The organism is Kaistia sp. SLG-1, from assembly GCF_059699055.1.
In genome coordinates, this window is the sequence record NZ_AP048544.1 from 4580499 (window position 1) to 4605068 (window position 24570).

At 67.3% G+C, this 24570-nt stretch carries 24 protein-coding genes; 9 read left to right on the plus strand and 15 right to left on the minus strand.

The annotated features are described in order from the left end of the window. Positions 1-131: 131 nt before the first annotated feature. Entirely contained in the window at positions 132-896 is a 765-nt protein-coding gene (ubiG, locus tag AC6HZP_RS21290; protein ID WP_497524442.1) for a bifunctional 2-polyprenyl-6-hydroxyphenol methylase/3-demethylubiquinol 3-O-methyltransferase UbiG, read from the plus strand. Positions 897-900: 4 nt separating this feature from the next. On the opposite strand, the gene AC6HZP_RS21295 is transcribed toward ubiG, so the two are convergent. The 4 genes from AC6HZP_RS21295 to AC6HZP_RS21310 are packed head-to-tail and all read right to left on the minus strand — an operon-like array spanning position 901 to position 3306. Continuing rightward, positions 901-1335, minus strand: coding sequence for a DUF1178 family protein (locus AC6HZP_RS21295; protein ID WP_201400924.1), 435 nt, complete (start codon positions 1333-1335; stop codon positions 901-903). 23 nt (positions 1336-1358) lie between these two features. Next, entirely contained in the window at positions 1359-2210 is an 852-nt protein-coding gene (locus AC6HZP_RS21300) for a carbon-nitrogen hydrolase family protein (protein WP_201400925.1), read from the minus strand. A gap of 39 nt (positions 2211-2249) precedes the next feature. Then, a complete protein-coding gene (gene grxC, locus AC6HZP_RS21305; RefSeq protein WP_201400926.1) occupies positions 2250-2507 on the minus strand; it encodes a glutaredoxin 3 in 258 nt (85 codons plus the stop codon). Between the two features lie 37 nt (positions 2508-2544). Next, complete coding sequence (locus AC6HZP_RS21310; RefSeq protein WP_497524443.1) at positions 2545-3306, minus strand: ComF family protein; 762 nt, start codon at positions 3304-3306, stop codon at positions 2545-2547. Between the two features lie 109 nt (positions 3307-3415). Between AC6HZP_RS21310 and AC6HZP_RS21315 the strand changes: the two genes are divergently transcribed. Next, a complete protein-coding gene (locus AC6HZP_RS21315) occupies positions 3416-4297 on the plus strand; it encodes a methyltransferase domain-containing protein (protein ID WP_497524444.1) in 882 nt (293 codons plus the stop codon). Positions 4298-4303: 6 nt separating this feature from the next. On the opposite strand, the gene AC6HZP_RS21320 is transcribed toward AC6HZP_RS21315, so the two are convergent. From AC6HZP_RS21320 to AC6HZP_RS21340, 5 genes are all read right to left on the minus strand, one after another. Then, a complete protein-coding gene (locus AC6HZP_RS21320; protein ID WP_201400928.1) occupies positions 4304-4483 on the minus strand; it encodes a Flp family type IVb pilin in 180 nt (59 codons plus the stop codon). Positions 4484-4573: 90 nt separating this feature from the next. Beyond that, entirely contained in the window at positions 4574-4978 is a 405-nt protein-coding gene (gene mutT / locus AC6HZP_RS21325) for an 8-oxo-dGTP diphosphatase MutT (RefSeq protein ID WP_201400929.1), read from the minus strand. Positions 4979-5001: 23 nt separating this feature from the next. Beyond that, entirely contained in the window at positions 5002-5745 is a 744-nt protein-coding gene (locus tag AC6HZP_RS21330) for a GNAT family N-acetyltransferase (RefSeq protein WP_201400930.1), read from the minus strand. 22 nt (positions 5746-5767) lie between these two features. Then, positions 5768-7000 carry a bifunctional glutamate N-acetyltransferase/amino-acid acetyltransferase ArgJ gene (argJ, locus tag AC6HZP_RS21335; protein WP_497524445.1) on the minus strand — a complete coding sequence of 411 codons (1233 nt, stop codon included), beginning with the start codon at positions 6998-7000 and terminating at the stop codon, positions 5768-5770. 174 nt (positions 7001-7174) lie between these two features. Then, positions 7175-8092 (minus strand): peptidylprolyl isomerase, encoded by a 918-nt coding sequence (locus AC6HZP_RS21340; protein WP_497524446.1) that lies wholly within the window; start codon positions 8090-8092, stop codon positions 7175-7177. 305 nt (positions 8093-8397) lie between these two features. Here AC6HZP_RS21340 and secA point away from each other — a divergent pair, with 305 nt between their 5' ends. Beyond that, entirely contained in the window at positions 8398-11115 is a 2718-nt protein-coding gene (secA, locus tag AC6HZP_RS21345; RefSeq protein ID WP_201400932.1) for a preprotein translocase subunit SecA, read from the plus strand. 969 nt (positions 11116-12084) lie between these two features. Here the strand turns inward: secA and AC6HZP_RS21350 are convergent. From AC6HZP_RS21350 to AC6HZP_RS21365, 4 genes are all read right to left on the minus strand, one after another. After that, complete coding sequence (locus AC6HZP_RS21350) at positions 12085-13203, minus strand: transcriptional regulator (protein WP_497524447.1); 1119 nt, start codon at positions 13201-13203, stop codon at positions 12085-12087. Positions 13204-13439: 236 nt separating this feature from the next. Next, positions 13440-14393 carry an acetyl-CoA carboxylase carboxyltransferase subunit alpha gene (locus AC6HZP_RS21355; protein ID WP_497524448.1) on the minus strand — a complete coding sequence of 318 codons (954 nt, stop codon included), beginning with the start codon at positions 14391-14393 and terminating at the stop codon, positions 13440-13442. A 127-nt stretch (positions 14394-14520) separates the two neighbouring features. Continuing rightward, complete coding sequence (xerD, locus tag AC6HZP_RS21360; RefSeq protein ID WP_497524449.1) at positions 14521-15480, minus strand: site-specific tyrosine recombinase XerD; 960 nt, start codon at positions 15478-15480, stop codon at positions 14521-14523. After that, positions 15480-15629 carry a histidine kinase gene (locus AC6HZP_RS21365; RefSeq protein ID WP_201400934.1) on the minus strand — a complete coding sequence of 50 codons (150 nt, stop codon included), beginning with the start codon at positions 15627-15629 and terminating at the stop codon, positions 15480-15482. The genes xerD and AC6HZP_RS21365 overlap by 1 nt, the downstream gene beginning before the upstream one ends. A 219-nt stretch (positions 15630-15848) precedes the next feature. Between AC6HZP_RS21365 and AC6HZP_RS21370 the strand changes: the two genes are divergently transcribed. After that, positions 15849-16454, plus strand: coding sequence for a shikimate kinase (locus AC6HZP_RS21370; RefSeq protein WP_201400935.1), 606 nt, complete (start codon positions 15849-15851; stop codon positions 16452-16454). Between the two features lie 4 nt (positions 16455-16458). Further along, a complete protein-coding gene (gene aroB, locus AC6HZP_RS21375; protein WP_497524450.1) occupies positions 16459-17583 on the plus strand; it encodes a 3-dehydroquinate synthase in 1125 nt (374 codons plus the stop codon). Between the two features lie 970 nt (positions 17584-18553). On the opposite strand, the gene AC6HZP_RS21380 is transcribed toward aroB, so the two are convergent. Together AC6HZP_RS21380 and AC6HZP_RS21385 are read right to left on the minus strand one after the other, a co-directional pair. Further along, positions 18554-19330 carry an LEM-3-like GIY-YIG domain-containing protein gene (locus tag AC6HZP_RS21380; RefSeq protein ID WP_497524451.1) on the minus strand — a complete coding sequence of 259 codons (777 nt, stop codon included), beginning with the start codon at positions 19328-19330 and terminating at the stop codon, positions 18554-18556. A 65-nt stretch (positions 19331-19395) separates the two neighbouring features. Then, positions 19396-19659, minus strand: a complete 264-nt coding sequence (locus AC6HZP_RS21385) for a BolA family protein (RefSeq protein ID WP_201404562.1) — start codon at positions 19657-19659, stop codon at positions 19396-19398. A gap of 69 nt (positions 19660-19728) precedes the next feature. On the opposite strand from AC6HZP_RS21385, the gene AC6HZP_RS21390 reads away from it, so the two are divergent. The 4 genes from AC6HZP_RS21390 (at position 19729) to AC6HZP_RS21405 (ending at position 24533) form a co-directional block, all read left to right on the plus strand. Beyond that, entirely contained in the window at positions 19729-20352 is a 624-nt protein-coding gene (locus tag AC6HZP_RS21390; RefSeq protein WP_497524452.1) for a J domain-containing protein, read from the plus strand. 100 nt (positions 20353-20452) lie between these two features. Then, positions 20453-21439 (plus strand): cobaltochelatase subunit CobS, encoded by a 987-nt coding sequence (gene cobS / locus AC6HZP_RS21395; protein WP_018183428.1) that lies wholly within the window; start codon positions 20453-20455, stop codon positions 21437-21439. Positions 21440-21594: 155 nt separating this feature from the next. Continuing rightward, positions 21595-23490 (plus strand): cobaltochelatase subunit CobT, encoded by a 1896-nt coding sequence (gene cobT, locus AC6HZP_RS21400; protein ID WP_497524453.1) that lies wholly within the window; start codon positions 21595-21597, stop codon positions 23488-23490. Further along, positions 23487-24533 carry an esterase-like activity of phytase family protein gene (locus AC6HZP_RS21405; RefSeq protein WP_497524454.1) on the plus strand — a complete coding sequence of 349 codons (1047 nt, stop codon included), beginning with the start codon at positions 23487-23489 and terminating at the stop codon, positions 24531-24533. Before cobT ends, AC6HZP_RS21405 begins: the two co-directional genes overlap by 4 nt. Positions 24534-24570 lie beyond the last annotated feature (37 nt).

Below are 24570 nucleotides of genomic sequence, written 5' to 3' on the forward strand. Positions count from 1 at the left end.
CCGCCTATCGGGGATTGAACTACGCGCATGCAGCGCCCATGCCCGAGAGATCGGCCCGCGAGATCGGCCCGTGCCCGCGGCTTGACTTCGCCCGCCGCGCCAACGACGTTCCGCCTGAGAAGGAGCCGCCCATGTCCACCGCGCCCGAGACCGTCCCCTCCCCGTCCGCCTCGACCGTCGATCAGGACGAGATCGCCCATTTTTCCGCGATCGCCAGCGAGTGGTGGGCGCCGAAGGGCAAGTTCGGCCAGCTGCACCGGCTGAACCCGATCCGCATCGGCTTCATCAAGGACGAGGCGACGAAGCTTTTCGGCCGCGATGTCCGGGATCCGAAGGCGCTGTCCGGCCTGCGCGTGCTCGACATCGGCTGCGGCGGCGGCCTTTTGTCGGAACCGATGGCCCGGCTCGGCGCCGACGTTGTGGGCGCGGATGCGTCGGCCACCAATATCGGCGTCGCCGAGCTGCACGCCCGCGAGGCGGGGCTTTCGATCGACTATCGCGCCACGACGGCCGAGGCGCTCGGCGCTGCCGGCGAGCGTTTCGACATCGTGCTGGCGATGGAGATCGTCGAGCATGTCGCTGACCTGCCGCTGTTCATCCGCGAGATTTCGGCGATGGTGAAGCCGGGCGGGCTGATGGTGCTTTCGACCATCAACCGCACGCCAAAGGCCTGGGCGCTGGCGATTTTCGGGGCGGAGGTCGTGCTGGGCTGGCTGCCGCGCGGCACGCACGCTTACGACAAGCTGGTCCAGCCTTCGGAATTATCCACAGCGCTGGCGGAGAACGGTCTCGACGTCTCGGCCGAGACCGGCGTGGTCTACAGCCCGCTGCGCGACCAGTGGCACATCTCGCCCGACATGGACGTCAACTACATGCTGTCGGCGGTGCGGCGGTAGAGCACTAGTTGCCTTCCTCCGGCAGCGCCGGCAGGGGCAGGAACTCGACGCCCTCCTCGATCAGCGAGCGCGCCTCTTCCGGCGACGCCTCGCCATAGATGCCGCGCGCCTCTGTCTCCTGGTAGTGGATCTTGCGCGCTTCCTCGGCGAACTTGTCGCCGACATAGTCCGCGTTCTCGGTCACGTGCCGGCGCAGCTGGCGCATCATTTCGACCATTACGACCTGACGCGGATCGGGGGATGCGACAGCGAGCGCCGCCGCCTCCCGCTTGCGCGCGGTCGCGACCGAGGGCGCCATCAAGGCCTTGACGACGTCCGTGGTACCGCATTGCGGGCAGGATACCGCATGCGCGGCGGCCGCCTTGTCGAAGGCGCCCGCATCCCGAAACCAGCTTTCGAAGTCATGGCCTGCAACGCAGACGAGATTGTACCGGATCATGAACTCTATATGGGGATGGCCGGTCAGTTCACGAAAGAGCCGACCTGCGGCATTTCCGGAAGCGAGAAATCGCGGGCGTTGAGAAGCGCGGGGATGGCCTGGCGGGCCGAGGCCGAGAAGGCCGGATCGATTTCCGCGATGATGAAGCCCGGCTGGTCGTCGGCCTCGGCGAGGACCTTGCCCCACGGATCGACGATCATGCTGTGGCCATAGGTGTCGCGGCCGTCCTCATGGTGACCGGCCTGCGCGGCGGCGATGACGTAGGAGCCGGTCTCGATGGCGCGCGAGCGCAGCAGGACGTGCCAATGCGCCTCGCCCGTCTTCTTGGTGAAGGCGGCGGGAACGGCGAGCACGGCGGCGCCGGCCTTGGCGAGCGTCCGGTGCAGCGCGGGGAAGCGGACGTCGTAGCAGATCGTCAGCCCGAGCTTGGTCCAGGGCAGGTCGGCGACGACGGCGGTATCGCCGGCGCGATAGGTGGCCGACTCGCGGTAGCTCTCGCCACCGGAGAGATCGACGTCGAACATGTGGATTTTGTCGTAGCGGCCGACGACGGCGCCATTTGGCGCGATCAGGAAAGAGCGGTTGGCGATGTGGTCGTCAGCGAGCTTGATCGCCATCGAGCCGATATGGAGATGGATGCCGAGCTCGCGCGCGATCTCGCGGAAGCGCTGCAGCGAGTTGTCGACCTCCTCCGGGCCGATGGCGGCGAGAAGCGCCTCCTTGTCCCGATCGAGAATGGTCGTCATCTCCGGCGTCAGCACGTAGCCGGCGCCTGCCGCCGCGGCGGCGCGGATGAGCGCTTCCGCATCGTCGACATTCTGCGCCACCGAACGGCCGCTGCGCATCTGGACACAAGCCGCTTTGAAGCTCGACATCGGCTCTCTCCTTGACTGACTATGGGAAATTGGCGCCGATCAGGACGCCAGCAGTAGGTCCAGACGGCCTTGGCCGTCGAGATCATGCAGGTCGTCGCAGCCACCGACATGGTGGCTACCGATGAATATCTGCGGGAAGGTCGCCCGACCGTTGGCCCGCTCGATCATTTCCTGCCGCAAATCCGGCTTTCCGGTGGCATCGAACTCCACATAGGCAACACCCTTCCGGTCCAGCAGGCGCTTGGCGGCGGAGCAGTATCCGCAGGCCTGCCGGGTGTAGATAATCACTTCGGCCATGTTCGATCCTGACGATTGGGAGTGGCCTATATAGGCCTCAGCCCAGCCCTTCGACAACCCGGGCGAAGACGACGACGTCGACCGCCGCCGCGCCGCCCCGCAAAAGCGCCCGCGTCACGGCCTTGACCGTGGCGCCGGTCGTATAGACGTCGTCAACCAGAAGGATATGCCGGCCAGCGACACTCGGACGGGCCGCCGCCGAGACCCGAAACGCGCCCTGGACATTGGCGGCGCGCTCGTTCGCCTTGAGGCCGACCTGCCGGCGGGTCGCCTTGATCCTGTCGACCCCGTCAGGGACGTGCGGCTTGCCGATCCGGCGCGCCACCGCCTCGGCGATCATGGCCGACTGGTTGAAGCGCCGCTGCCAGAGGCGCCCCCGATGCAGCGGCACCGGCACGACGAGGTCGGCTTCCGGGACCAGATCGCCCGCGGCCCGCGCCATCATGGCGCCGATCGAGCGGGCAAGCTCGGTGCGATCATGATACTTCAGCGCCTGGACGATCGGTCCGGATACCGCGTCATAGACCGCGACGGCGCGCAGACGCCCGAAGGGCGGCGGGTCGGCGATCGCCTCGGCCGAAAGGGCATCGGCACCGATGTCGTAGCCGAAGGGAATGGCGAGCCGCTGGCAGAAGGGACGCTCGATCAGGCGAAGACCGCCCCAGCAGGTGGCGCAGAGGGCCCCTGACGTCGCCACAGGGCGCGCGCAGGCCATGCAGGACGGCGGCAGGGCGAGATCGATGGCCCACCGCCCGGCAGCGCCCGTCCGCGCGCCGAACGATCGCAGCAGGCCCCGCAAAGCGTCCGCCTTCCCCTCTCGCATGACGCAACGTAATGCAGAACGTCTTTGACCGGAAGGGCGGGGAGTTCCATAACCGCGCCAACCCGCATCAGCAGAAAAGCACGTCATGGCCGGCGCCCCTACCCTCTTCGACCGCAGGCTCCTCGATCAGCACCGCGCCCGCGCGGAGCGGATGGCGGTCGCGGGAAGCGATTTCCTACTGACCCGCGCCATTGAGGATCTCGTCGAGCGGCTCGCGACCGTGAACCGCCATTTCGAGCAGGGCGCCGACGTCGGCAGCCTGTCGCCGGCGCTCGCGGAGGCGCTGGCCGAGGCCGGACAGGGCGGTGTCGTCGAGCGCATTCCGATCGACGAGAGCGAGGCGCTGCCGCTCGCCGCCGGCTCGCTCGACCTGGCGGTCAGCCTGCTGCAGCTGCAATGGGTCAACGACCTTCCCGGCCTGCTCGCCCAGATCAAGCGGGCGCTCCGCCCCGACGGCCTCTTCCTGGCGACGCTGGTTGGCGGCGATACGCTGAACGAGCTCCGCACCGTGCTGACGATCGCGGAAAGCGACATACGCGGCGGCGCCGCTCCGCGCGTCGCCCCCTTCGCCGACATCCGCGACATCGGCGCGCTGCTGCAGCGGGCCGGGTTCGCCCTTCCCGTCACCGACAGCGACCGGCTGACGGTTCGCTACGACAGCATGTTCCACCTGATGCGCGATCTCCGCGCCATGGGCGCCACCAATGCGCTGACGGCGCGCGATCCGCGACCGCTGACACGCGCGATCCTCGCCCGCGCCGCCAGCCTCTATGCCGAGCGCTATGCTGATGCCGATGGCCGCATCCGCGCGACGTTCGAACTGATCGCGCTTTCCGGCTGGGCGCCGCACGAGAGCCAGCAGAAGCCGCTCAAGCCGGGCTCCGCCAAGATGCGGCTCGCCGACGCGATCGAGGCGGCGCGGAAGGATGCGGAATCCAAGAATTCGGAAGAGAAGGGCGACGAATAAGGGCGCTCAGGCGCCGATCACCAGCGCGACGAGGCGTTCGCAGAGCGCAACGATCCCGCCGCCCGTCACCGTCACGCCGATCAGCGCGATCACGATGACGCCGATGATCAGGCCGTATTCGGCCAGGATCGATCCGCGCCGATGGCGCAGGAAACGCTTCAGGGATTGTCCAGCGGCCGCGCGCATGGGATGCCTTGCCCCGGACGACAGCGGCCATGCCGCGCGTCCCCTCGCGTCGCGAAATGCGACGCCTTCAGGCCCCAAGCTGGCGCAAACTCATAAAAGCTCGATTAACGGCGCGATCAGCGGCTCGTCGGCCGGCGGCATCGGATAGTCGCGCAGCTGCTTCGCCCGCACCCATTTGAGCGCCTGCCCCTCGAGGCTCTGCGGGAAGCCCGTCCAGCGGCGGCAGACATAGAGCGGCATCAGGAGGTGGAAATCGTCATAGGTGTGGCTGGCGAAAGTCAGCGGCGCCAGGCAGGCCGTCTTGGTCTCGACGCCGAGCTCCTCGCGCAATTCGCGGATCAGCGCGTCTTCCGGCGTCTCGCCGGCGTCGACCTTGCCGCCCGGAAACTCCCAGAGGCCGGCGAGCGCCTTCCCCTCGGGCCGCTGCGCGATCAGGATGCGGTTGTCGGCATCGACCAGCGCGCAGGCAACGACGAGAACAAGGCGGCGTGTCATCAGGACCTCGGGGGAAAGGCGGATCAGGCGGGGCGGCGGTAGTGGTAGCGATATTGCTCGACGAAGCCGAGGCCCTCATAGAGCCGGATCGCCGGCTCGTTCTCGGTCGTCACCTGGATGGCGGCGTAGCGCGCGCCGTTCTCGACCGTCCAGCCGAGCGCTGCCCGCATGACGGCGGCGCCATAGCCCTGGCGGCGCTTCGTCTTGTCGGTGACGACATTCAGGAAGACGCCGATGCCGCCGGCATTGACGGCGAGCGCGGCGGCGGCCGGCGTTCCATCCGGCGCATAGGCGACGATCCCGCGCGCTTCCGGCGCGATCAGGCCGAGCAGGGTCTTCAGGATCTCCACGGTCTTGGCGGAGGCGGCGCTCAGCGCCGTCTGGGCCCGGAACCAGCGCGGATCGGTCGGATTGAAAAAGCGCACGTCGCCGGTGCGGGCGAAATCATGCCCGTCGAGATCCATGGCGAGGACGCGGCTTTCCTCGAAAGGGGCCCAGCCCTTGCGATCCAGCGCCTCGAGGATTCCGGGACCCGCCAGCGGCGTCACCCGGAACACCGGCTCGATGCCGTTGCGCGACGACAGCGCCGCCAGATAGGCGATACGGCGCTCGGCATCGCCATCGTCTGCCAGATCGAGGCTCTGGAACGAATTGGCGCGCTTGCTGTAGCCATGCGCGAAGCGCCAGACCCAGGCGCCGTCATGGACCGTGCTCAGCGCCGGCCAGGCGGAAAGGCACGCCGCCTCGATCGCGAGCGTCGTCGGCAACCTGCCCTCCGTTCCGGTCGTATCAGCTCCGATAATCGCCATTGATCGCGACATATTCCTTGGTGAGATCGCAGGTCCAAACCGCCGCCCGGCCGCTACCGAGACCGATTTCGGCCGTGATCACGATTTCCTTGTTCTTCATGTAGGCAGAAGCGGCGGCTTCCGAATAGTCCGGATCGCGCTCCCCCTCGAAGGCAACGCGGGTTTCGCCGAAAGAAATCGACAGGCGATCGCGGTCAGCCGGCTCGCCGGCCTTGCCGACGGCCATGACGACGCGGCCCCAATTGGCGTCCTCGCCGGCGGCCGCCGTCTTGACCAGCGGCGAATTGGCGATCGACAGCGCGATGCGCTTGGCCGAGGCGTCGGAGACGGCGCCCTCGACGCGGACCTCAATCAACTTGCGGGCGCCTTCGCCGTCGCGCGCCACCTGCTGGGCCAGATCGAGCAGGATCGCGTCCAGCGCTTCGGCGAAATCGGCGAGGCGCGGGTCGGCCGGATCGGTGACGAGCTCGGCGCCGGCCGCCTTGCCGGTCGCGAACAGCAGCAGCGTGTCGGAGGTCGAGGTGTCGCTGTCGACGGTGACCGAATTGAAGCTGCCGTCGACGCCCTTCGAGAGCAGCGCCTGCAGGACGGGCGCGGCGATGGCGGCGTCGGTGGCGACGAAGGAGAGCATCGTCGCCATGTCGGGCGCGATCATGCCGGCGCCCTTGGCGATGCCGTTGATCGTCACGGTGGCGCCGCCGAGCTGAACCTTCCGGCTCGAGCCCTTCGGGAAGGTGTCGGTGGTCATGATGGCGCGGGCGGCGTCGACCCAGGGGCCGCTGGCGGCGCGGGCCGCGGCATCCGGCAGGACGGCGGCGAATTTCTGGGCGTCGAGCGGCTCGCCGATCACGCCGGTGGAGGCGAGGAAGACCTCGTCGGGGCGGCAACCCGCGACCTTGGCCGCCAGCTCGCCCTGCAGGCTCGTCGTCTCGCGGCCCTTCTTGCCGGTGAAGGCGTTGGCATTGCCCGAATTGACCAGCAGCGCCCGCGCGGTGCCACCGGCCAGCGATTCCCGGCACCAGTCGACCGGCGCCGACGGGCATTTCGACCTGGTAAAGACGCCGGCGACCGTGGTTCCCTCGGCGAACAGCGCGAGGAAAACATCGAGGCGGTTCTTGTACTTGATGCCAGCCTCGGCGGTCGCGAAGCGGACGCCCTCGATCGGCGGCATGTCGGGGAAGGGAACGGCGAGCGGGGAGACGGCGGTGGACATGATGCCTCGGCTGTTTCGGGCACGGGAAAGCCATCCCTCTGCCCGAAGCCTTGGTCACACGCAAGCCGTTTCGGCGCCCTCCCCGCCCCCTCGCCCAAGCAAAAGGGCCGGACGATGTCCGGCCCTCCCGTTAGCGATCCGTTAACGAGGCGTTATCCTCGCGTCAGCGCAGGCCTACTGGGCCGGCGCCGTCGCCGGGGCCGCCTTCAGGGCCGGGTCGATGATATCGACCTTGCCGTCGGTGCGGAGCTTCGAGACGGTGTCGACGAAGGTGTCGCGCAGCACGAGCTGGCGGACCTGGTCCTTGACCTGGTCATAGGTCGGCAGCGGCTGCTTGCGCTTCTCGATCGACTTGATGACATGGAAGCCGTACTGCGACTTGACCGGCTTCTCGGTGTACTTGCCGGGCTCGAGCGCGAAGGCCGCGTCCTCGAACTCCTTGATCATCTTGCCCTTGGTGAAGAAGCCGAGGTCGCCGCCCATCTTGCCCGAACCGGGGTCCTTGGACTTCTCCTGGGCGATCTTGGCGAAGTCGCCGCCCTTGTCGAGTTCCTTGATGATGGCCTTGGCCTCGTCCTCGGTCTCGACCAGGATGTGCGCGGCGTGGACTTCCTCTTCCGGCACGATCTTGGCGACTTCCGCCTCGTAGCGCTTCTTGACCGCCTCGTCGGTGACGGCGAGGTCGACCTTGGTGCGGAAGAACTCGTTGCGGAGCGCGCGGGCGCGCAGCAGCGCCAGGCGGCGCTGGAACTCGTCGGACTTGTCGAGGCCGGCCTGCTCGGCGGCGCCCGCCATCAAGCGCAGGTCGACGAGCACGTCGAGGATCGCCTTGCGGCGCTGGTCGGGAGCGACCTTGGCCAGCTCCTCGGCGAAGTCTTCGCCGGCGAGCGTCAGATCGGCCTCGGTGATCGGCTGGCCGTTGACGGTGGCGAGCACCGTCTGCGGATCGACAGCCGCCGCTGCCGCTGCCGGCGCCGTGTCCTTGGCAGCCGCGTCCTGGGCCGCCGCGGGAAGCGCCATCGCCATCAGGCCGAGGACGGCCAGGGCGGGGCCGCGCAGGGCCGTCAGGGAAGATGAAACACGTGACGTCATGGACTTGTCCTGTTCCGTTACGGAGGGATAAGTGAAGAGTACGGACTACCCGACACGATCAAGTGGGTGGATCTGCTGCAATTCCGGCATTTTCCGGGCATTGGACGTGCCGGTGCCCACGTTGACAACCATTGTGCCCCCTCTTATCTGTCTCGGAACTCGGCGTCCAGAACGCTGTGACGTCTGGGGTGACGGCGTGCCTAGCGGTTTCCGGCCTTCGTCGCAGCCGATGCGATCGCGCCGACAACCAATAACCCGGCGTCCATCCCACTTCGGGCGGTCCGGACCAACATCAAGGATGACCAATGGTCGGTCTCGGCTCGCTCGCGCGCAAAATCTTCGGCTCCGCCAATGACCGCCGCGTCAAGGGCTACCGCCCGAAGGTCGCGCAGATCAACGCGCTGGAAGACGAGCTGTCGAAGCTCTCCGACGACGAGCTCCGCGCTCGCACCGAACAGTTCAAGCGCGAGATCGCGGCCGGCAAGTCGGTCGACGATCTGCTGATCCCCGCCTTCGCCACCGTCCGCGAAGGCGCCAAGCGCGCGCTCGGCATGCGTCATTTCGACGTCCAGCTGATCGGCGGCATGGTTCTGAACGACGGCTCGATCTCGGAAATGAAGACGGGCGAAGGCAAGACGCTGGTGGCGACGCTGCCCGTCTACCTGAACGCGCTCACCGGCAAGGGCGTGCACGTCGTCACTGTGAACGACTACCTCGCCAGCCGCGACGCCGAATGGATGGGCAAGCTCTACCGCTTCCTCGGCCTGTCGGTCGGCGTCATCGTGCACGGCCTCGACGACGACCAGCGCCGCGCGGCCTATGCCTGCGACATCACCTACGGCACCAACAACGAGTACGGCTTCGATTATCTGCGCGATAACATGAAGTACGAGCTCGGCCAGATGGTGCAGCGCCCGCATCACTACGCGATCGTCGACGAAGTGGACTCGATCCTGATCGACGAGGCGCGCACGCCGCTGATCATCTCCGGCCCGCTCGACGACCGCTCGGAGCTCTACAACACGATCGACGCGTTCATTCCGCGCCTCGAGCCGGAAGATTACGAGATTGACGAGAAGCAGCGCACCGCGAGCTTCACCGAGGCCGGCAACGAGAAGCTCGAGCAGCTCCTGACCGAGGCGGGCCTGCTCAAGGGCGAATCCCTCTACGACGTCGAGAACGTCACCGTCGTGCACCACATCAACCAGGGCCTCCGGGCGCACCGGCTGTTCCAGCGCGACAAGGACTACATCGTCAAGGACGACGAGGTCGTCATCATCGACGAGTTCACCGGCCGCATGATGCCCGGCCGCCGCTATTCGGAAGGCCTGCACCAGGCGCTGGAGGCGAAGGAACACGTCAAGATCCAGCCGGAAAACCAGACGCTGGCCTCGATCACGTTCCAGAACTATTTCCGGATGTACGAGAAGCTGGCCGGCATGACCGGCACGGCGCAGACGGAAGCGGCCGAGTTCGCCGACATCTACGGCCTCGAGGTCGTCGAGATCCCGACCAACGTCCCCGTCTCGCGTATCGACGATGACGACGAGGTCTACCGGACGGCCAACGAGAAGTACAAGGCGATCATCCGCGTCATCAAGGATTGCAGCCAGCGCGGCCAGCCCGTGCTCGTCGGCACCACCTCGATCGAGAAGTCGGAACTGCTGTCGGAGCTCCTGAAAAAGGAGAAGGTGCCGCACCAGGTCCTGAACGCCCGCTATCACGAGCAGGAAGCCTACATCGTCGCCCAGGCCGGTGTCCCCGGCGCCGTCACGATCGCGACGAACATGGCCGGCCGCGGTACCGACATCAAGCTCGGCGGCAACCTCGAGATGCGCATCGAGCGCGAGCTCGGCGAGGTTCTCGACGAGACCGAGCGCGATCGCCGGATCGAAGAGATCAAGGCCGAGATCGCCGTCCTGAAGGACAAGGCGCTCGCCGCCGGCGGCCTCTACGTCATCGGCACCGAGCGGCATGAAAGCCGCCGCATCGACAACCAGCTGCGCGGTCGTTCCGGCCGCCAGGGCGACCCGGGCCATTCGCACTTCTTCCTGTCGCTGCAGGACGATCTGATGCGCATCTTCGGCTCCGAGCGCATGGACGGCATGCTGCAGAAGCTCGGCCTCAAGGAGGACGAGGCGATCGTCCATCCCTGGATCAACCGGGCGCTGGAGAAGGCGCAGCAGAAGGTCGAGGCGCGCAACTTCGACATCCGCAAGAACCTGCTCAAATACGACGACGTCATGAACGACCAGCGCAAGGTCATCTTCGACCAGCGCATCGAGCTGATGGCCGAGGAAGACGTCGCCTCCACCGTCGACGACATGCGCAACGAGGTGATCGCCGGTCTCGTCGCCAAGCACATCCCGGAAAAGGCCTATCCCGAGCAGTGGGACGCCAAGGGCCTGCACGAGGCGCTGATCGCGGCCGTCAATCTCGACCTGCCGATCGAGGAATGGGCTGGCGAGGACGGCATCGCCGACGCCGAGGTGCTGGAGCGCGTGCAGAAGGCCGGCGACGAAGCGGCAGCGGCCCGCACCGAGCGCTTCTCGCCGACCGTCATGCGCCAGGTCGAGAAGGCCGTGCTGCTGCAGACGCTCGACCATCTGTGGCGCGAGCACCTGGTCACGCTTGACCATCTGCGCCAGGTCATCGGCTTCCGCGGCTACGCCCAGCGCGACCCGCTGAACGAGTACAAGACGGAATCCTTCGAGCTGTTCCAGAGCATGCTGCAGAGCCTGCGCGAGGCCGTCACGGCGCAGATGATGCGCGTCGAGATCATGCAGTCGCCGCCGCTGGCGCCGGACGATGTCGACGACATCCAGGCGCTGCATCTCGATCCGCTCTCGGGCGAGAACGAGTTCGACCAGCCGCTGCTGCAGAACGCCGACGCCGCCGCCGGCTTCGCGGCACTCGGCGTCGACCCCAACGACCCGACGACCTGGGGCCGCCTGCAGCGCAACGCCCCCTGCCCCTGCGGCTCGGGCAAGAAGTTCAAGCACTGCCACGGCAAGCTCGCCTGAGGCTGAATCTGTCGCGGTAAATACAAAAGCCCGGCATCCACGATGCCGGGCTTTTTTTGTGTTGGGGGGCTTAGGCGCTCCGGCACGCCAGTGCGGTCCCGAGGCCTTCGACGGAAGGGGGAAGACCACGCCGGCAGACCACCCTCCACCGTCATCCCTGCGAAAGCAGGGATCCATCCATCCGCCGCATGAAGCTAACCGGACGGAGCTCCGACGACACAGCGCAACGCTGAAGCCGGTCGAGCCTGACGGCGAGGTTTTATGGATCCCTGCTTTCGCAGGGATGACGGCGAGGGTGGGAGGACCGCCGGTGCCAATGAACGAATGCCGCTAGGAGAGGCACGGAGACTGCCCCTACGCACCGGCGTCATCCCGGGCTTGACCCGGGATCCATTCAGCCGAGGCGTACGGAGGATGAGCTCCAGGGGCACAAGCGCCCTGCCGGGAGCTCAGGCTCCCTATACCCAGGCTGTATGGATTCCTGCTTTCGCAGGAATGACGGCGAGGGTGGAGGAGCCGACAGCGCCAGAATCAAACGCATGCCAAGCGAGACACGACCTTCGCCCCACACACCAGCGTCATCCCGGGCCTGACCCGGGATCCATTCAGCCGAGGCGTGCGGAGGCTGGGCTCCCGGCGAGAAAACGCCCTGCCGGGAGCTCGGGCTCCCTATGCCCAGGCTGTATGGATTCCTGCTTTCGCAGGAATGACGGCGAGGGTGGAATGACCGCCGGTGTCAGGCCCCCGAACGAATGCCGATTGAAAAACGCCGCTCACCCCACGCACTGGCGTCATCCCGGGCTTGACCCGGGATCCATTCAGCCGAGGCGTGCGGAGGATGGGCTCCCGGTGCACAAGCGCACGGCCGGGAGCTTTGGCTGGCGACGCCCAGGCTGTATGGATTCCTGCCTTCGCAGGAATGACGGAGAGGGTGGTGACCGGCCGGAGTCCTGCGAAAAGGCGCCCGCCTTACGAGGGCTGGCGCTTCTTGAACTTGTCCCAGAAGCCCGGCTTCTTTTCGGCGGCGGCGGGCGCGGGGGCCGGTTCGGCGGTTAGGCGGACCGGCGAGGGAACGGGGAGCGGCATGCCGGGGGCCGGGACGCCGCCGATCGCCATCGAGGCGGCGTTGCCCTCGACGACGACGGGCGTCGCGAAGGCGGCCGGCGCGGCGGCGACGGCGGCAGCGTCGGCCGAGGCCTGGCGGGCAGCGAAGTCAGCCGCCGCCTTGGAGGCGTCGATCTTGGAGGCGTCGACCTTCGCGGCCGCGACCTGATCCTGGCCGTCGAGCTTGCTGGACATGGCCAGGAAGACCTGCTGGTCCTTGCCCTGCTTCTGCTTGACCGCCGCGTCAAGCCATTCCGGCACGCGCATGTCGGTCGGGCAGGCCGAGGTCGGGTTCAGCTTGCCGCTGGTGTCGACGTTGAAGACGTAGCGCTTGTCGCAGACGCCGACGACCGGCGGCTTGCGCGTCACCTCGAAATGGTCGTTGCCGTCCTTCAGCATCTGCCAGAACGACATGTTCGGGTCGTTGCGGTGACGCGCCATGTTCTCCGGCGTCATCCGGAACGGGTAGAGATTGACCTCGAAAGAGCGCTGGCCGCCGAGGAAGGAATCGCGGGCGAGCCAGTAGATCTCGCCGGCGGATTCGTCGGTCATCGAATAGCAGCCGGCCGACGAGCAGGCGCCATGCACCATCAGGCTGTTGCCGGTGCGGCCCCAGGCGTCGTCATAGGCATTCGGAAAGCCGATGTTGAACGACAGGTAGTATTTGGAGTTCGGGTTCATCTGGCCGGGCTTGACCGTATAGAAGCCCTCCGGCGCCTGCCGGTCGCCTTCCTTGACCTTGGGACCGAGCTTGCCGGACCATTTGCAGATCGAATAGGTCTTGAGCAGGCCGTAGGTGCCGTCGCGGCGCTGCTTCCAGACCTCGAATTCGGAGGTTTCCTTGAAGGAGCGGATATAGATCGGCGCCTTCGGATCCATGTTGAGCTGCTCCATCTTCGCCTTCAACTTGGCGGGGAGCGGCTTCATGTGCTTGGGAACGCCGGCATCCTGACAGGCGGCGAGCGCCAGACCCGCCACGACCACCAGGGCCGCCTTGCGGAGGCGCGAAAAAAGCACGGAACCGAAAAACGCGGAAACGGACGACCCGGAACCCGACGACGCGAACACTGACGATCCGAAAACTGACATGGACACCCCTGTGGAGCCCTCGCCCGATGCGCGCCGTGCTCCATCCCGTCTCTTAAGCGACCGCACGTCCCGTTGGGGGACGTGCAGATCGAATCAAATGCTCTTTAAGCTGGAAGACGGGCAGAATCGTGTCAAAGCGTCCGGCCGATCGCGAGAAACTTCTCGCGACGCTGGCGCTTGATCTCGGCCTCGGACTGGCCCTCGAATGCCGCCAGCGCCTGCTCGATCGCCTGGCCGGTCGCGTCGATCGCGGCGTCCGGCTCACGATGGGCGCCGCCCATCGGCTCGGGGATGATCTCGTCGATGACGTTGAAGCGGAACAGGTCCTGCGCCGTGATCTTCATGTTGGTCGCGGCGTCCTGCGCGCGGCTGCCGTCGCGCCAGAGGATCGAGGCCGCGCCTTCCGGCGAGATCACGCTGTAGATCGAATGCTCGAGCATCAGCACGCGATTCGCGGTCGCAATCGCGATCGCGCCGCCGGAGCCGCCCTCGCCGATGATGACGGAGACGTTCGGCGTGCCGAGACCCAGCGCCGCCTCGGTCGAGCGCGCGATCGCCTCGGCCTGGCCGCGTTCCTCGGCGTCGATGCCGGGATAGGCGCCGGCGGTGTCGACCAGCGCGATCACCGGAAGCGAGAAGCGCTCGGCCAGTTCCATGATGCGCACGGCCTTGCGGTAGCCCTCGGGCCGGGCCATGCCGAAATTGTGGCGGAGCCGGCTCTCGGTGTCATGGCCCTTTTCCTGGCCCATGACGGCGACCGGGCGGCCGCGGAAACGGCCGAAACCGGCGAGGATCGCCTGGTCTTCGCCGAACTTGCGGTCGCCGGCGAGCGGCGTGAAATCGGTAATCAGCCGCTTGGCGTAGTCGACGAAGTGCGGCCGGTCGGGATGGCGCGCGACCTGCGTCTTCTGCCAGGGCGTCAGCTTGGCATAGATGTCGGCGAGGGCCTGGCCGGCCTTCACCTCGAGCTTGGCGATCTCGTCACCGACCGCGACGGCGTCGCCCTTCTCTGCCAGGGCGCGCAGTTCCTGCACCTTGCCCTGGAGATCGGCGACGGGTTTTTCGAATTCAAGAAAGGTTCGCATCCAGACCTTCAAGCCGTACAAACATGGCTTAGTGTGGGCGGCCGGATAGACCTCCCCGAAAGTGGGCGCACACTGGCTGCAAGCCCCGGCGGTGTCAAGTTGACCCTACCGTCAGGCGTGACTTCGATCACGATTTTGCCAGCGGATGGTGCTCGGCGACGAGCGCGCGCAGCCGCTCCTCCAGCACATGCGTATAAATCTGTGTCGTCGAGATGTCGGCGTGGCCGAGCAATTGCTGCACGATGCGGAGATCCGCGCCGTTCTGCAGCAGGTGACTTGCAAAGGCATGGCGCAGCACATGCGGGGACACGCGCGTGGCCGGAATGCCGGCGGCGACCGCGAGGTCCTTCAGGTCGCGGGCAAAGGCCTGACGGGTCAGCGTGCCGCTGTCGCCGAAGGAGGGAAACAGCCACTGCCCGCTCGGCGCCTTGCCCTCGTGCTCGCGGCGGAGCGCCATGTAGCGGGCGATCGCCTCGCGGGCGCGGCCCGTCAGCGGCACCATGCGCTCCTTGCTGCCCTTGCCGCGCACGATCAGCACGCGGAGATCGGCCCGCGCCGCCGAGGCGGGCAGCGCCACCAGCTCGGAAACGCGCATGCCGGACGCATAGAGCGTCTCGAGCAGGGCCGCGAGGCGGGCGGCCCGCAGCGCCGCGCCGGACGTCTTGGCGGCGCCGACATTCGTCTCGGCGGTAGCGAGCAGCCGGTCGACCTCGGCTTCCGACAGCACCTTGGGGATCGGCACCTTGCGCTTCGGCCCCTCGACGATGCCGGAGGGATCGTCGGCGCGCACGCCTTCGGAAAACAGGAAGCGATGCAATTGGCGCAGCGCCGACAGCCGGCGCGCGGCGGACGAGGCGGCGAAGCCCCGCACCTCGAGATCGACCAGATAGGCGCGGACGTCGGCGAGCGTCGCCCGCTCGAAGTCGAGCCGGTGGCCGACGAGGAAATCGGCATAATCCTCGAGGTCGCGGCGATAGGAGGAGAGCGTATGCGGCGAGGCGCCCCGCTCGGCGCTCATCATCTCGAGAAAGGCTTCGAGGTGGTGCAGCCCGGCGAGCGAGCGAGCGCCCTTCGATTTCGCGGCCATTATGGCTCCCGCAACAATTTGTCGGTCGGCACCCGGATCGTGATCTCGCGCGGCGTCGGCTCGACATAGTTCGCCAGCACGAACACGATCGCATAGCCGGCGAGCGCGAGCAGGATGCAGGCGGCGATGAAGCGCGACAGGGTCGGCATGGACCGGTCCAGAACCTTTGGAATAGTGGTTCTCTGGTTATGGCCGTGGCGGGGCGTCGATGGCAAGCGCGGCGCGATGGCCGGGGCGAAGCGGCCCGCCGGCGCGGTCCGAAGCGCTTTTGAGCGCTCTCCTCCCCATTCGCCGCCGCCCGCATGCTTGACAGCATCGCCCGCGTCCGGTTCTACCTCGGCAGAGGCCGGACGAGGAGCTGCGGAACCATGATCGAGAGCATTGTTCCAGAGAATGAGAGCATCGCAGCCGGGGCGGACCTGATCGACCGCCTGGGTCCGCGCGCCATCGTGCTGGTCGGGCTGATGGGCGCCGGCAAGACCTCCGTCGGCAAGCGCATCGCCGCCAAGCTGCACCTGCCCTTCATCGACGCCGACGCCGAGATCGAGAAGGCGGCCGACGCCACCATTCCCGAGATCTTCGCCCAGCACGGCGAAGCCTATTTTCGCGACGGCGAGCGGCGGGTGATCAAGCGCCTGCTCGACGGCACCCCGAAGGTGCTGGCAACCGGCGGGGGCGCCTTCATGAACGAGGAAACGCGCGCGGCGATCCTCGGCGGCGCCGTGTCGATCTGGCTGCGCGCCGAGCTCGACGTGCTGATGGCGCGCGTGCGCAAGCGCGCCAACCGGCCGCTGCTGCAGAACCCGGATCCCGAAGGAACGATGCGCCGGCTGATGGCCGAGCGCGACCCCGTCTATGCCGCGGCGAACATCCACATCCTGTCGCGCGACGTGACCCACGAGGTCGTCGCCGACGAAACCATCGAAGCCCTGCTCGCCTTCCTGGCGGCCGAGACGCCTACCGAGGAATCCTGATCCCATGACCGCAGACGCCGCCGCCATCACCTCGGTTCCGGTCGCGCTGGGCAGCCGCGCCTACGACATCCTGATCGGCCGCGGCCTCCTCGCCGACGCCGGCCGCGCCATCGCGGAGCGGCTGCCCAAGGTGCGCGCGGCCGTCGTCACCGACGAGACGGTCGCCGGCCTGCATCTGGCCCAGCTTACCGCCTCGCTCGACGCCGCTGGCATTCCGAGCGTGCCGATCGTCGTTGCGCCTGGCGAAGGCTCGAAGAATTTCCAGACGCTGGAGACGGTCGTCCGCGCCATCCTCGGCGCGAGGCTGGAGCGCGGCGATATCGTCATCGCGCTCGGCGGCGGCGTCGTCGGCGATTTGACCGGCTTCGCAGCGGCGATCGCCCGGCGCGGCATGCGCTTCGTCCAGATCCCGACCTCGCTGCTGGCGCAGGTCGACAGCTCCGTCGGCGGCAAGACCGGCATCAACACCGCCGAGGGCAAGAACCTCGTCGGCGCCTTCCACCAGCCGGACCTCGTCATCGCCGATACGGGCATTCTCGACACGCTTAGCCCTCGCGAATTCCGCGCCGGTTATGCGGAAGTCGCGAAATACGGCCTGATCGACGACGCCGGCTTCTTCGCCTGGCTGGAGCAGAACTGGCAGGGCATCCTTTCCGGCGGGCCGGAGCGTGAACACGCGGTGGCGACCAGCTGCCGCGCCAAGGCCAAGGTGGTGGCGGCCGACGAGCACGAGACGGGCGAGCGGGCTTTGCTCAATCTCGGCCACACCTTCGGCCACGCGCTCGAATCGGCCACCGGCTATTCGCAGCGCCTCGTGCATGGCGAGGGCGTCGCCATCGGCATGGTGCTGGCGCACCAGTTTTCGGCCCGCATGAACCTCTGCTCGCCGGACGACGGCGTCCGCGTCGAGGCGCATCTGAAGGCCGTCGGCCTGCCGACGCGCCTTTCCGACGTGCCCGGCGGCCTGCCAGACGCCGAGGACCTGATGAAGCGGATCGCGCAGGACAAGAAGGTCTCGCGCGGCACGCTGACCTTCATCCTGACCCGCGGCGTCGGCCAGGCCTTCATCGCCAAGGACGTCCCGCCGGCGGCGGTGCAGGCGTTTCTTACCGACAAGCTGGCGGGGTGAGTTCGACCTTCGGGTAGGTCGCCGCGAGGGGCAGGCCTCCCCATTTCGCGGGTGAGGACTCCTCCCGGAATAAAATCAGGCACCGGCGGCGGCACCACCCTCCCCGTCATTCCTGCGAAAGCAGGAATCCATACAGCCGCGCCCTCAGGCGTTTCGCACCGGAAACCCATGCGGCCGACAACCCGGCTGAATGGATCCCGGGTCGGGGCCCGGGATGACGGCGAGGGTGTGGAGACGCCGGCAGAAAGGCGGCGAGGCCTCTGCGCCACGCCTTGTGGGAAGCGACCGACGCCCCGGACTGGCAGGCCCCTCACCTCTCCCATGGGGAGAGGTCGACGGCCGAAGGCCGGCGGGTGAGGGGTTGCGGCCTCGCAGGATGATTTCCAGCGGAATGGCGCTCGATCCGGACGGTTCCCTACCCCCTCACCCGGAGCTTCGCTCCGACCTCTCCCCATGGGAGAGGTGAAGGGCGAGCGGCGCGAGGTCCTGCGTCCTTAAGTGCTCCGGTGCTCCGGCATTCCCGCCCCTGCCCGTCATTCCTGCGAAAGCAGGAATCCATCCATCCGCGCCCTCGGGGCCTCTTCGCGCCAAGCCTCCCTGCGGCGTTCACCCGGAAAAATGGATCCCGGGTCGGGGCCCGGGATGACGGCGAGGGTGTGGAGACGCCGGTGGGAAGCTGATGGGGCGCTTCGCCACCCCCCTCCTCGGAGCGGCCAACGCCGCAGATCCAGAGAACCCCGCCACCTTTCGTGAGTACAGGCAAGGCACCGGCGGCGGCACCACGCTCCCCGTCATTCCTGCGAAAGCAGGAATCCATCGATCCGGGCCCTCGGGCCTTTCGCACCGGGCCCCATACGGCCGGCAACCCGGCTGAATGGATCCCGGGTCGGGGCCCGGGATGACGGCGAGGGTGTGGAGACGGCGGCGCGAAGGCGGCGGTAAGAGCGGCAGCTACGCGCCGCTCGATTGTTCAGCAGCGCCAGTATCGAATGGGGTACTGATCGTGCCTCAGGTCTGGCTGAGTAATCCGCTTGCCGTGCTGGCCGACATAGAGCTCCCAAATCTCGGCAGGCGCGCGCCTGCCCTTGAACCCCCAGCGATGCGCTTCCGTGCCATCGGCATAGGAGATTTCGGGATAGAAGTTCTCCGCTGTGGCGGGAAGCCATGCGTCGACTTCGTAGGCGCCGAGGACGACACCGCGCAGCACCGCGAGGACGTAGTCGGCCTTTTCGGCGCGGGCCTTGTTGATCCGCCAGCAATAGCGGACGAGCCGGTAGATGTCCGCCTCGCTGTCGCGATCCTCGAGCTTTCTGATGTTGATCAGAACCAGCTTGTGCTCCGGATCCGCTTCCAGCTCCGGCAACCCATATTTGACGACGACCTCTTTCGCCGTCATGAGGCCCGTATCGCCGGATCCATGTCCGCTGACCGCATTTGTCAGATCGGGATAGGCGTCGATCAGCGCCGCCTCCACGAGGAAGGCCTGAGCGTCGTCGAGGCCGTGCCGGTGAATGACATGCTTCACGCTCAAGCCCGCCCGATGGATCGCCTGGATGACATCCCGCTTGGGCGGCAGAAGCGCATCCGCCTCCTGCTCGGGCACTTCGTCCCGTGCATGAGCAAACACGCGGTTGCCGGTCCCCTTTCCGACATAGAACGTCTCGCCGTCGCGAGGGTCGATGAGCCGGTAGACATACTTGCCCAGCACATGCTGCACGCGCTCATCGAATTCAACCGGATCGCTCATTCACACCACCTAAGATTGCTTATCCGAAGAGAATATACAAATAGGTGTGAATCGAGCCAATGCCCCTACTCCGGCGCCTTGGCCTGGATGGCGAGGGCGTGGACGCCGGCGGCGAGTTCGTCGGCGAGGATCGCGTTGATCGCGCGGTGGACATCGACGCGGCTCTTGCCGCGGAACGCCTCCGCCGTGATCTTCACGCGAAAATGCGTCTCGCCTTCCGGCCGATGGCCGGCATGGCCCTTGTGCAAATGCGACTCGTCGATCACATCTAGGCTCTGCGGCGACAGGGCACTTGTCAGCGCCTGCGTGATCCGCTCTTTCGTATCCATACAGAGAACCTCGTTCGCATGGCGAAACGTCGCCTTGTCGGTCGACGGGGTGGCTACCATAATCGCACCATGAAGCTCGATTCAAAATTGTTCGACGGAATCCGGATCAAGCCGAGCGTCGATGAGACTGTGCTGAAGCGGTCCGCGCCGACCTGCGGCTGGGAGGGGTGCGATCGCGCGGGCACGCACAAGGCGCCGAAGGGGCGGAACCGCGAGGGCCAGTTCCACCATTTCTGCATCGACCACGTCCGCCTCTACAACAAGAGCTACAACTACTTTTCCGGCATGGGCGACGACGACATCGCCGCCTACCAGAAGGATTCGCTGACCGGCCACCGGCCGACCTGGACCATGGGCGTCAACAGCGCCGGCGAGCAGCGCGAGCGCGTCAAGAGCCATGCGGCACGCGACTGGAGCGGCGGCGTCCAGGATCCGTTCGACATGTTCGACGGCACGGCGGGGCGCGTGAAGGAGCCGCCGAAGCCGGCGCGCCACCTGAAGACGCTCGAGCGCAAATCCTTCGATACGCTGGAACTCGAGGGCAGCGAAACCAGCGTCGAGATCAAGGCGCGCTACAAATCGCTGGTGAAGATCTACCACCCGGATGCCAATGGCGGCGACCGCAGCTCGGAGGACAGGCTGCGCGAAATCATTCAGGCATATAACTTTCTCAAAGCGGCCGGCTTCTGCTAGAAGACGCTCATCCTCCGCTCGCGCCCGCGGGTGGAAAATCAGTTTGGCCCTCCCGCCTTGAACCCGACCGCAAGCGTCCGCTGGATGCGACGGAGCAGACATGACTGAGACGACGACTGATCGCACCGCCCTGCCCGATACGATGATCTCCGTGCGCGAGGTCTTCGGCATCGATTCCGACCTGCAGGTGCCGGCCTATTCCGAGCCGAACGAGCACGTGCCGGACGCCGATCCGGACTACCTCTTCGACCGGACGACGACGCTGGCCATCCTCGCCGGCTTCGCGCGCAACCGTCGCGTCATGGTCACCGGCTATCACGGCACCGGCAAGTCGACCCATATCGAGCAGGTCGCCGCCCGCCTCAACTGGCCGGCCGTGCGCGTCAACCTCGACAGCCACATCAGCCGTATCGACCTGATCGGCAAGGACGCCATCGTCATCAAGGACGGCCTGCAGGTCACGGAATTCCGGGACGGCATCCTGCCCTGGGCCTACCAGCACAACATCGCGCTCGTATTCGACGAATATGACGCCGGCCGCCCGGACGTGATGTTCGTCATCCAGCGCGTGCTCGAATCGGCCGGCCGCCTGACGCTGCTCGACCAGAACCGCGTCATCCGCCCGCATCCCGCCTTCCGCCTGTTCGCCACCGCCAACACGGTCGGCCTCGGCGACACGTCGGGCCTCTATCACGGCACGCAGCAGATCAACCAGGCGCAGATGGACCGCTGGTCGATCGTCACGACGCTGAACTACCTGCCGCACGACAACGAGGTCGGCATCGTCGTCTCGAAGGCCAAGCACTTCGCCGATCCGAAGGGCCGCGCCCTCGTCGGCCGCATGGTCCGCCTCGCCGACATGACGCGCTCGGCCTTTATCAACGGCGACCTGTCGACCGTCATGAGCCCGCGCACCGTCATCACCTGGGCCGAGAACGCCGAGATCTTCGGCGATATCGGCTTCGCCTTCCGCGTGACGTTCCTGAACAAGTGCGACGAGCTCGAGCGCTCGCTGGTGGCGGAATTCTATCAGCGCGCCTTCGGCGAAGAGCTGGTCGAATCCGCCGCGAATGTCGTGCTGAGCTAAGGTGAGGCTCAAACCCTCTCCCGCCTGCGGGAGAGGGTTGGGTGAGGGGCAGGCCTGTTTCTCGCCTTGCCCGCACGAGCCGGATGCCAAAGACCCCTACCCCCACCCTCTCCCGCCATGCGGGCGAAGGTGCTGGAAGGGGCGAGGAAGAAAAAATGAGCGGCAGCAACAGCGATCCGAGACAGAAGCCCGGCGAGGCGATGACGGAACCGTTCAAGCGGGCCGTCGCCGGCTGCGTCCGCGCGATTTCCGGCAAGCCCGACCTCGAAGTCTCGTTCTCGAACGACCGGCCGATCCTGACCGGCATGCGCGCCCGCCTGCCGGAACCGGCCCGCAAGCCGACCGCGGCCGAGATCGCGGTCACGCGCGGCCTCGGCGATTCGATGGCGCTGCGGCTTGCCTGCCATGACGACGCGATCCACCGCGCCGTGGCGCCTGAGGGCAAGAACGCCCGCGCCGTGTTCGACGCGGTCGAGCAGGCGCGCGTCGAGGCGATCGGCGCCCGGCGGATGGACGGCGTCGCCGGCAACCTCGCCGCGATGCTGGAGGACCGCTATCACCGCGGCAACTTCCACGAGATCACCGAGCGCTCGGAAGCGCCGCTGGAAGACGCCGTCTCGCTGATCGTGCGCGAAAAGCTGACCGGCCAGAAGCCGCCGGCCTCGGGCGAGAAGATCGTCGACCTCTGGCGCGACTGGATCGAGCAGAAGGCCGGCGCCGATTTCGACCGGCTGGCCGATACGCTGGGCGACCAGAAGCGTTTCGCCGCCGCCGTCCGCTCCATGCTCGCCTCGCTCGAAATGGCCGACGAGCTCGGCAGCGGCGACGAGGACGAGAACGACGACCAGGGCGACGCCACGGACGATTCGGGCTCCGAGCAGGAGAATGCCTCCGACCAGGCGGACCAGGCCGACAGCGACGCCTCGGAAGAGGCCGAGACGACGGGCGACGAGGCGGAAGCCGGCGAGACCGAGACGACGGAAGCCGGCGCCGAAGATGATTCCGAGGGCGACGACGTCGAGGACGCGCGCGACGCCGGCGAGGCGAAGCGCCCCGAGAGCCCGTTCACCAATGCCCCGCCCGGCATCGACTACAAGGCCTTCACGACCCGCTTCGACGAGACCATCAAGGCGGAGGATCTCTGCGATCCGGCCGAGTTGGACCGGCTGCGCGCCTTCCTCGACAAGCAGCTCGCGAACCTCCAGGGCGCCGTCGGCCGCCTCGCCAACCGCCTGCAGCGCCGCCTGATGGCGCAGCAGAACCGCTCGTGGGATTTTGACCGCGAAGAGGGAATGCTGGACCCGGCGCGGCTCCACCGCGTCGTCACCGATCCGATGCAGCCGCTCTCCTTCAAGATCGAGAAGGACACGAACTTCCGCGACACGGTGGTGACGCTGCTGCTGGACAATTCAGGCTCCATGCGCGGCCGGCCGATCACGGTTGCGGCGACCTGCGCCGACATCCTCGCCCGCACGCTGGAGCGCTGCGGCGTCAAGGTCGAGATCCTCGGCTTCACGACGCGCGCCTGGAAGGGCGGCCAGTCGCGCGAGGCGTGGCTGCAGGCCGGCAAGCCGGCCGCCCCCGGCCGCCTCAACGACCTGCGCCACATCATCTACAAGGCCGCCGACGCGCCCTGGCGGCGCGCCAGGCGCAATCTCGGTCTGATGATGCGGGAAGGACTGCTCAAGGAGAACATCGACGGCGAGGCGCTCGACTGGGCGCATCAGCGCCTGCTCGCGCGTACCGAGCAGCGCAAGATCCTGATGATGATCTCCGACGGCGCGCCGGTCGACGATTCGACCCTCTCCGTGAACACCGGCAATTATCTCGAGCGGCACCTGCGCTACGTCATCGACGAGATCGAGAATCGCTCGCCGGTCGAGCTGATCGCCATCGGCATCGGCCACGACGTGACGCGCTACTATCGTCGCGCCGTGACGATCGTCGACGCCGAGGAGCTGGCGGGCGCGATGACGGAGAAGCTGGCGGAGCTGTTCGACGAACACCAGCAGCCGGCGCGCCGGCCGTCGAGACGACGGGTCGCGCGATGAAAGGCGTGCGGGCAGCCTTCGCAGCGCTGCTCCTCGCCGGATCGACAGCGCTTGCCCCAAGCCTGACGTTTGCGGCGGGCTTCGAACCGGAAACGATCCGCACCAGCCGCATCGACCAGTTCCTGATCGGCCGCAGTCAGACCCAGTTCGGCGAATTCGAATTCGCCGGCGGCCTGATCCTGACCTCGCCAAACCACCAGTTCGGCGGGCTGTCCGGCATCGATTTCGGCCCCGACGGCAAGAGCTTCGTCGCGATCTCCGACACCGGCTACTGGTTTCGCGGCACGGCGGAGCGCGAGGCGGGCCGGCTCGTCGGCCTCAGCGACACGCGCTGGGCGCCGATGTTGAACGCCAAGGGCCAGCCGCTCGGTCTCAAGCACGACGCCGACGCCGAGGGCCTGCGGCTCACCACGATCGACGGGCGCGAGGCCGCCTATGTCTCCTTCGAGCAGGCGAACGAGCTCCGCCTCTATCGCGCCGATCCCGATCTGGCGTTGGCGCGGCCGGAGGTGATCAAGTTCAACCGCGCCGGCCGCAAGCTCGTCGGCAATCGCGGCCTCGAGACGGTGGCGCTGGCGCCGGCGAACGGGCCGCTCAAGGGCTCGCCCGTGCTGGTGGCGGAGCGCTCGCTCGACAAGGCGCGTAACCATCGCGCCTGGATCGTGCGCGGCCCGCTCGCCGGCGCCTTCTCGGTGGTGCGCAGCGGCGACTACGACGTCACCGACGGCGCCTTCTTGCCGAATGGCGACCTCTTGATCCTCGAGCGGCGGCTTGTCGTGCCCTATGGCGTCGGCATGCGGCTGCGCCGGCTGCCCGGCGACGCCATCCGCCCCGGCGCCGTCGTCGACGGGCCGGTGGTGATGGAAGCCGACATGCTGGCCCAGATCGACAACATGGAAGGCCTCGCCGTCTCCACCGACCCCGACGGCCGGACCCGCATCACCCTCGTCTCCGACGACAATGTGAGCATCCTGCAGCGGACGCTGATGCTGGAGTTTCTCTGGCAGGGCCCCGGCACGGCCTCCGGCACCGCCGTCAACTGACACGAATCGATCCCGACCGAGCATAAAAAAAGCCCCG

Excerpts from the sequence above, each read along its gene's own strand:
- ubiG (WP_497524442.1), top strand. The coding sequence starts at position 132 with ATGTCCACCGCGCCCGAGACCGTCCCCTCCCCGTCCGCCTCGACCGTC.
- AC6HZP_RS21295 (WP_201400924.1), bottom strand. The coding sequence starts at position 1,335 with ATGATCCGGTACAATCTCGTCTGCGTTGCAGGCCATGACTTCGAAAGC.
- AC6HZP_RS21300 (WP_201400925.1), bottom strand. The coding sequence starts at position 2,210 with ATGTCGAGCTTCAAAGCGGCTTGTGTCCAGATGCGCAGCGGCCGTTCG.
- grxC (WP_201400926.1), bottom strand. The coding sequence starts at position 2,507 with ATGGCCGAAGTGATTATCTACACCCGGCAGGCCTGCGGATACTGCTCC.
- AC6HZP_RS21315 (WP_497524444.1), top strand. The coding sequence starts at position 3,416 with ATGGCCGGCGCCCCTACCCTCTTCGACCGCAGGCTCCTCGATCAGCAC.
- AC6HZP_RS21320 (WP_201400928.1), bottom strand. The coding sequence starts at position 4,483 with ATGCGCGCGGCCGCTGGACAATCCCTGAAGCGTTTCCTGCGCCATCGG.
- mutT (WP_201400929.1), bottom strand. The coding sequence starts at position 4,978 with ATGACACGCCGCCTTGTTCTCGTCGTTGCCTGCGCGCTGGTCGATGCC.
- argJ (WP_497524445.1), bottom strand. The coding sequence starts at position 7,000 with ATGTCCACCGCCGTCTCCCCGCTCGCCGTTCCCTTCCCCGACATGCCG.
- AC6HZP_RS21340 (WP_497524446.1), bottom strand. The coding sequence starts at position 8,092 with ATGACGTCACGTGTTTCATCTTCCCTGACGGCCCTGCGCGGCCCCGCC.
- secA (WP_201400932.1), top strand. The coding sequence starts at position 8,398 with ATGGTCGGTCTCGGCTCGCTCGCGCGCAAAATCTTCGGCTCCGCCAAT.
- AC6HZP_RS21355 (WP_497524448.1), bottom strand. The coding sequence starts at position 14,393 with ATGCGAACCTTTCTTGAATTCGAAAAACCCGTCGCCGATCTCCAGGGC.
- xerD (WP_497524449.1), bottom strand. The coding sequence starts at position 15,480 with ATGGCCGCGAAATCGAAGGGCGCTCGCTCGCTCGCCGGGCTGCACCAC.
- AC6HZP_RS21365 (WP_201400934.1), bottom strand. The coding sequence starts at position 15,629 with ATGCCGACCCTGTCGCGCTTCATCGCCGCCTGCATCCTGCTCGCGCTC.
- AC6HZP_RS21370 (WP_201400935.1), top strand. The coding sequence starts at position 15,849 with ATGATCGAGAGCATTGTTCCAGAGAATGAGAGCATCGCAGCCGGGGCG.
- aroB (WP_497524450.1), top strand. The coding sequence starts at position 16,459 with ATGACCGCAGACGCCGCCGCCATCACCTCGGTTCCGGTCGCGCTGGGC.
- AC6HZP_RS21380 (WP_497524451.1), bottom strand. The coding sequence starts at position 19,330 with ATGAGCGATCCGGTTGAATTCGATGAGCGCGTGCAGCATGTGCTGGGC.
- AC6HZP_RS21385 (WP_201404562.1), bottom strand. The coding sequence starts at position 19,659 with ATGGATACGAAAGAGCGGATCACGCAGGCGCTGACAAGTGCCCTGTCG.
- AC6HZP_RS21390 (WP_497524452.1), top strand. The coding sequence starts at position 19,729 with ATGAAGCTCGATTCAAAATTGTTCGACGGAATCCGGATCAAGCCGAGC.
- cobS (WP_018183428.1), top strand. The coding sequence starts at position 20,453 with ATGACTGAGACGACGACTGATCGCACCGCCCTGCCCGATACGATGATC.
- cobT (WP_497524453.1), top strand. The coding sequence starts at position 21,595 with ATGAGCGGCAGCAACAGCGATCCGAGACAGAAGCCCGGCGAGGCGATG.
- AC6HZP_RS21405 (WP_497524454.1), top strand. The coding sequence starts at position 23,487 with ATGAAAGGCGTGCGGGCAGCCTTCGCAGCGCTGCTCCTCGCCGGATCG.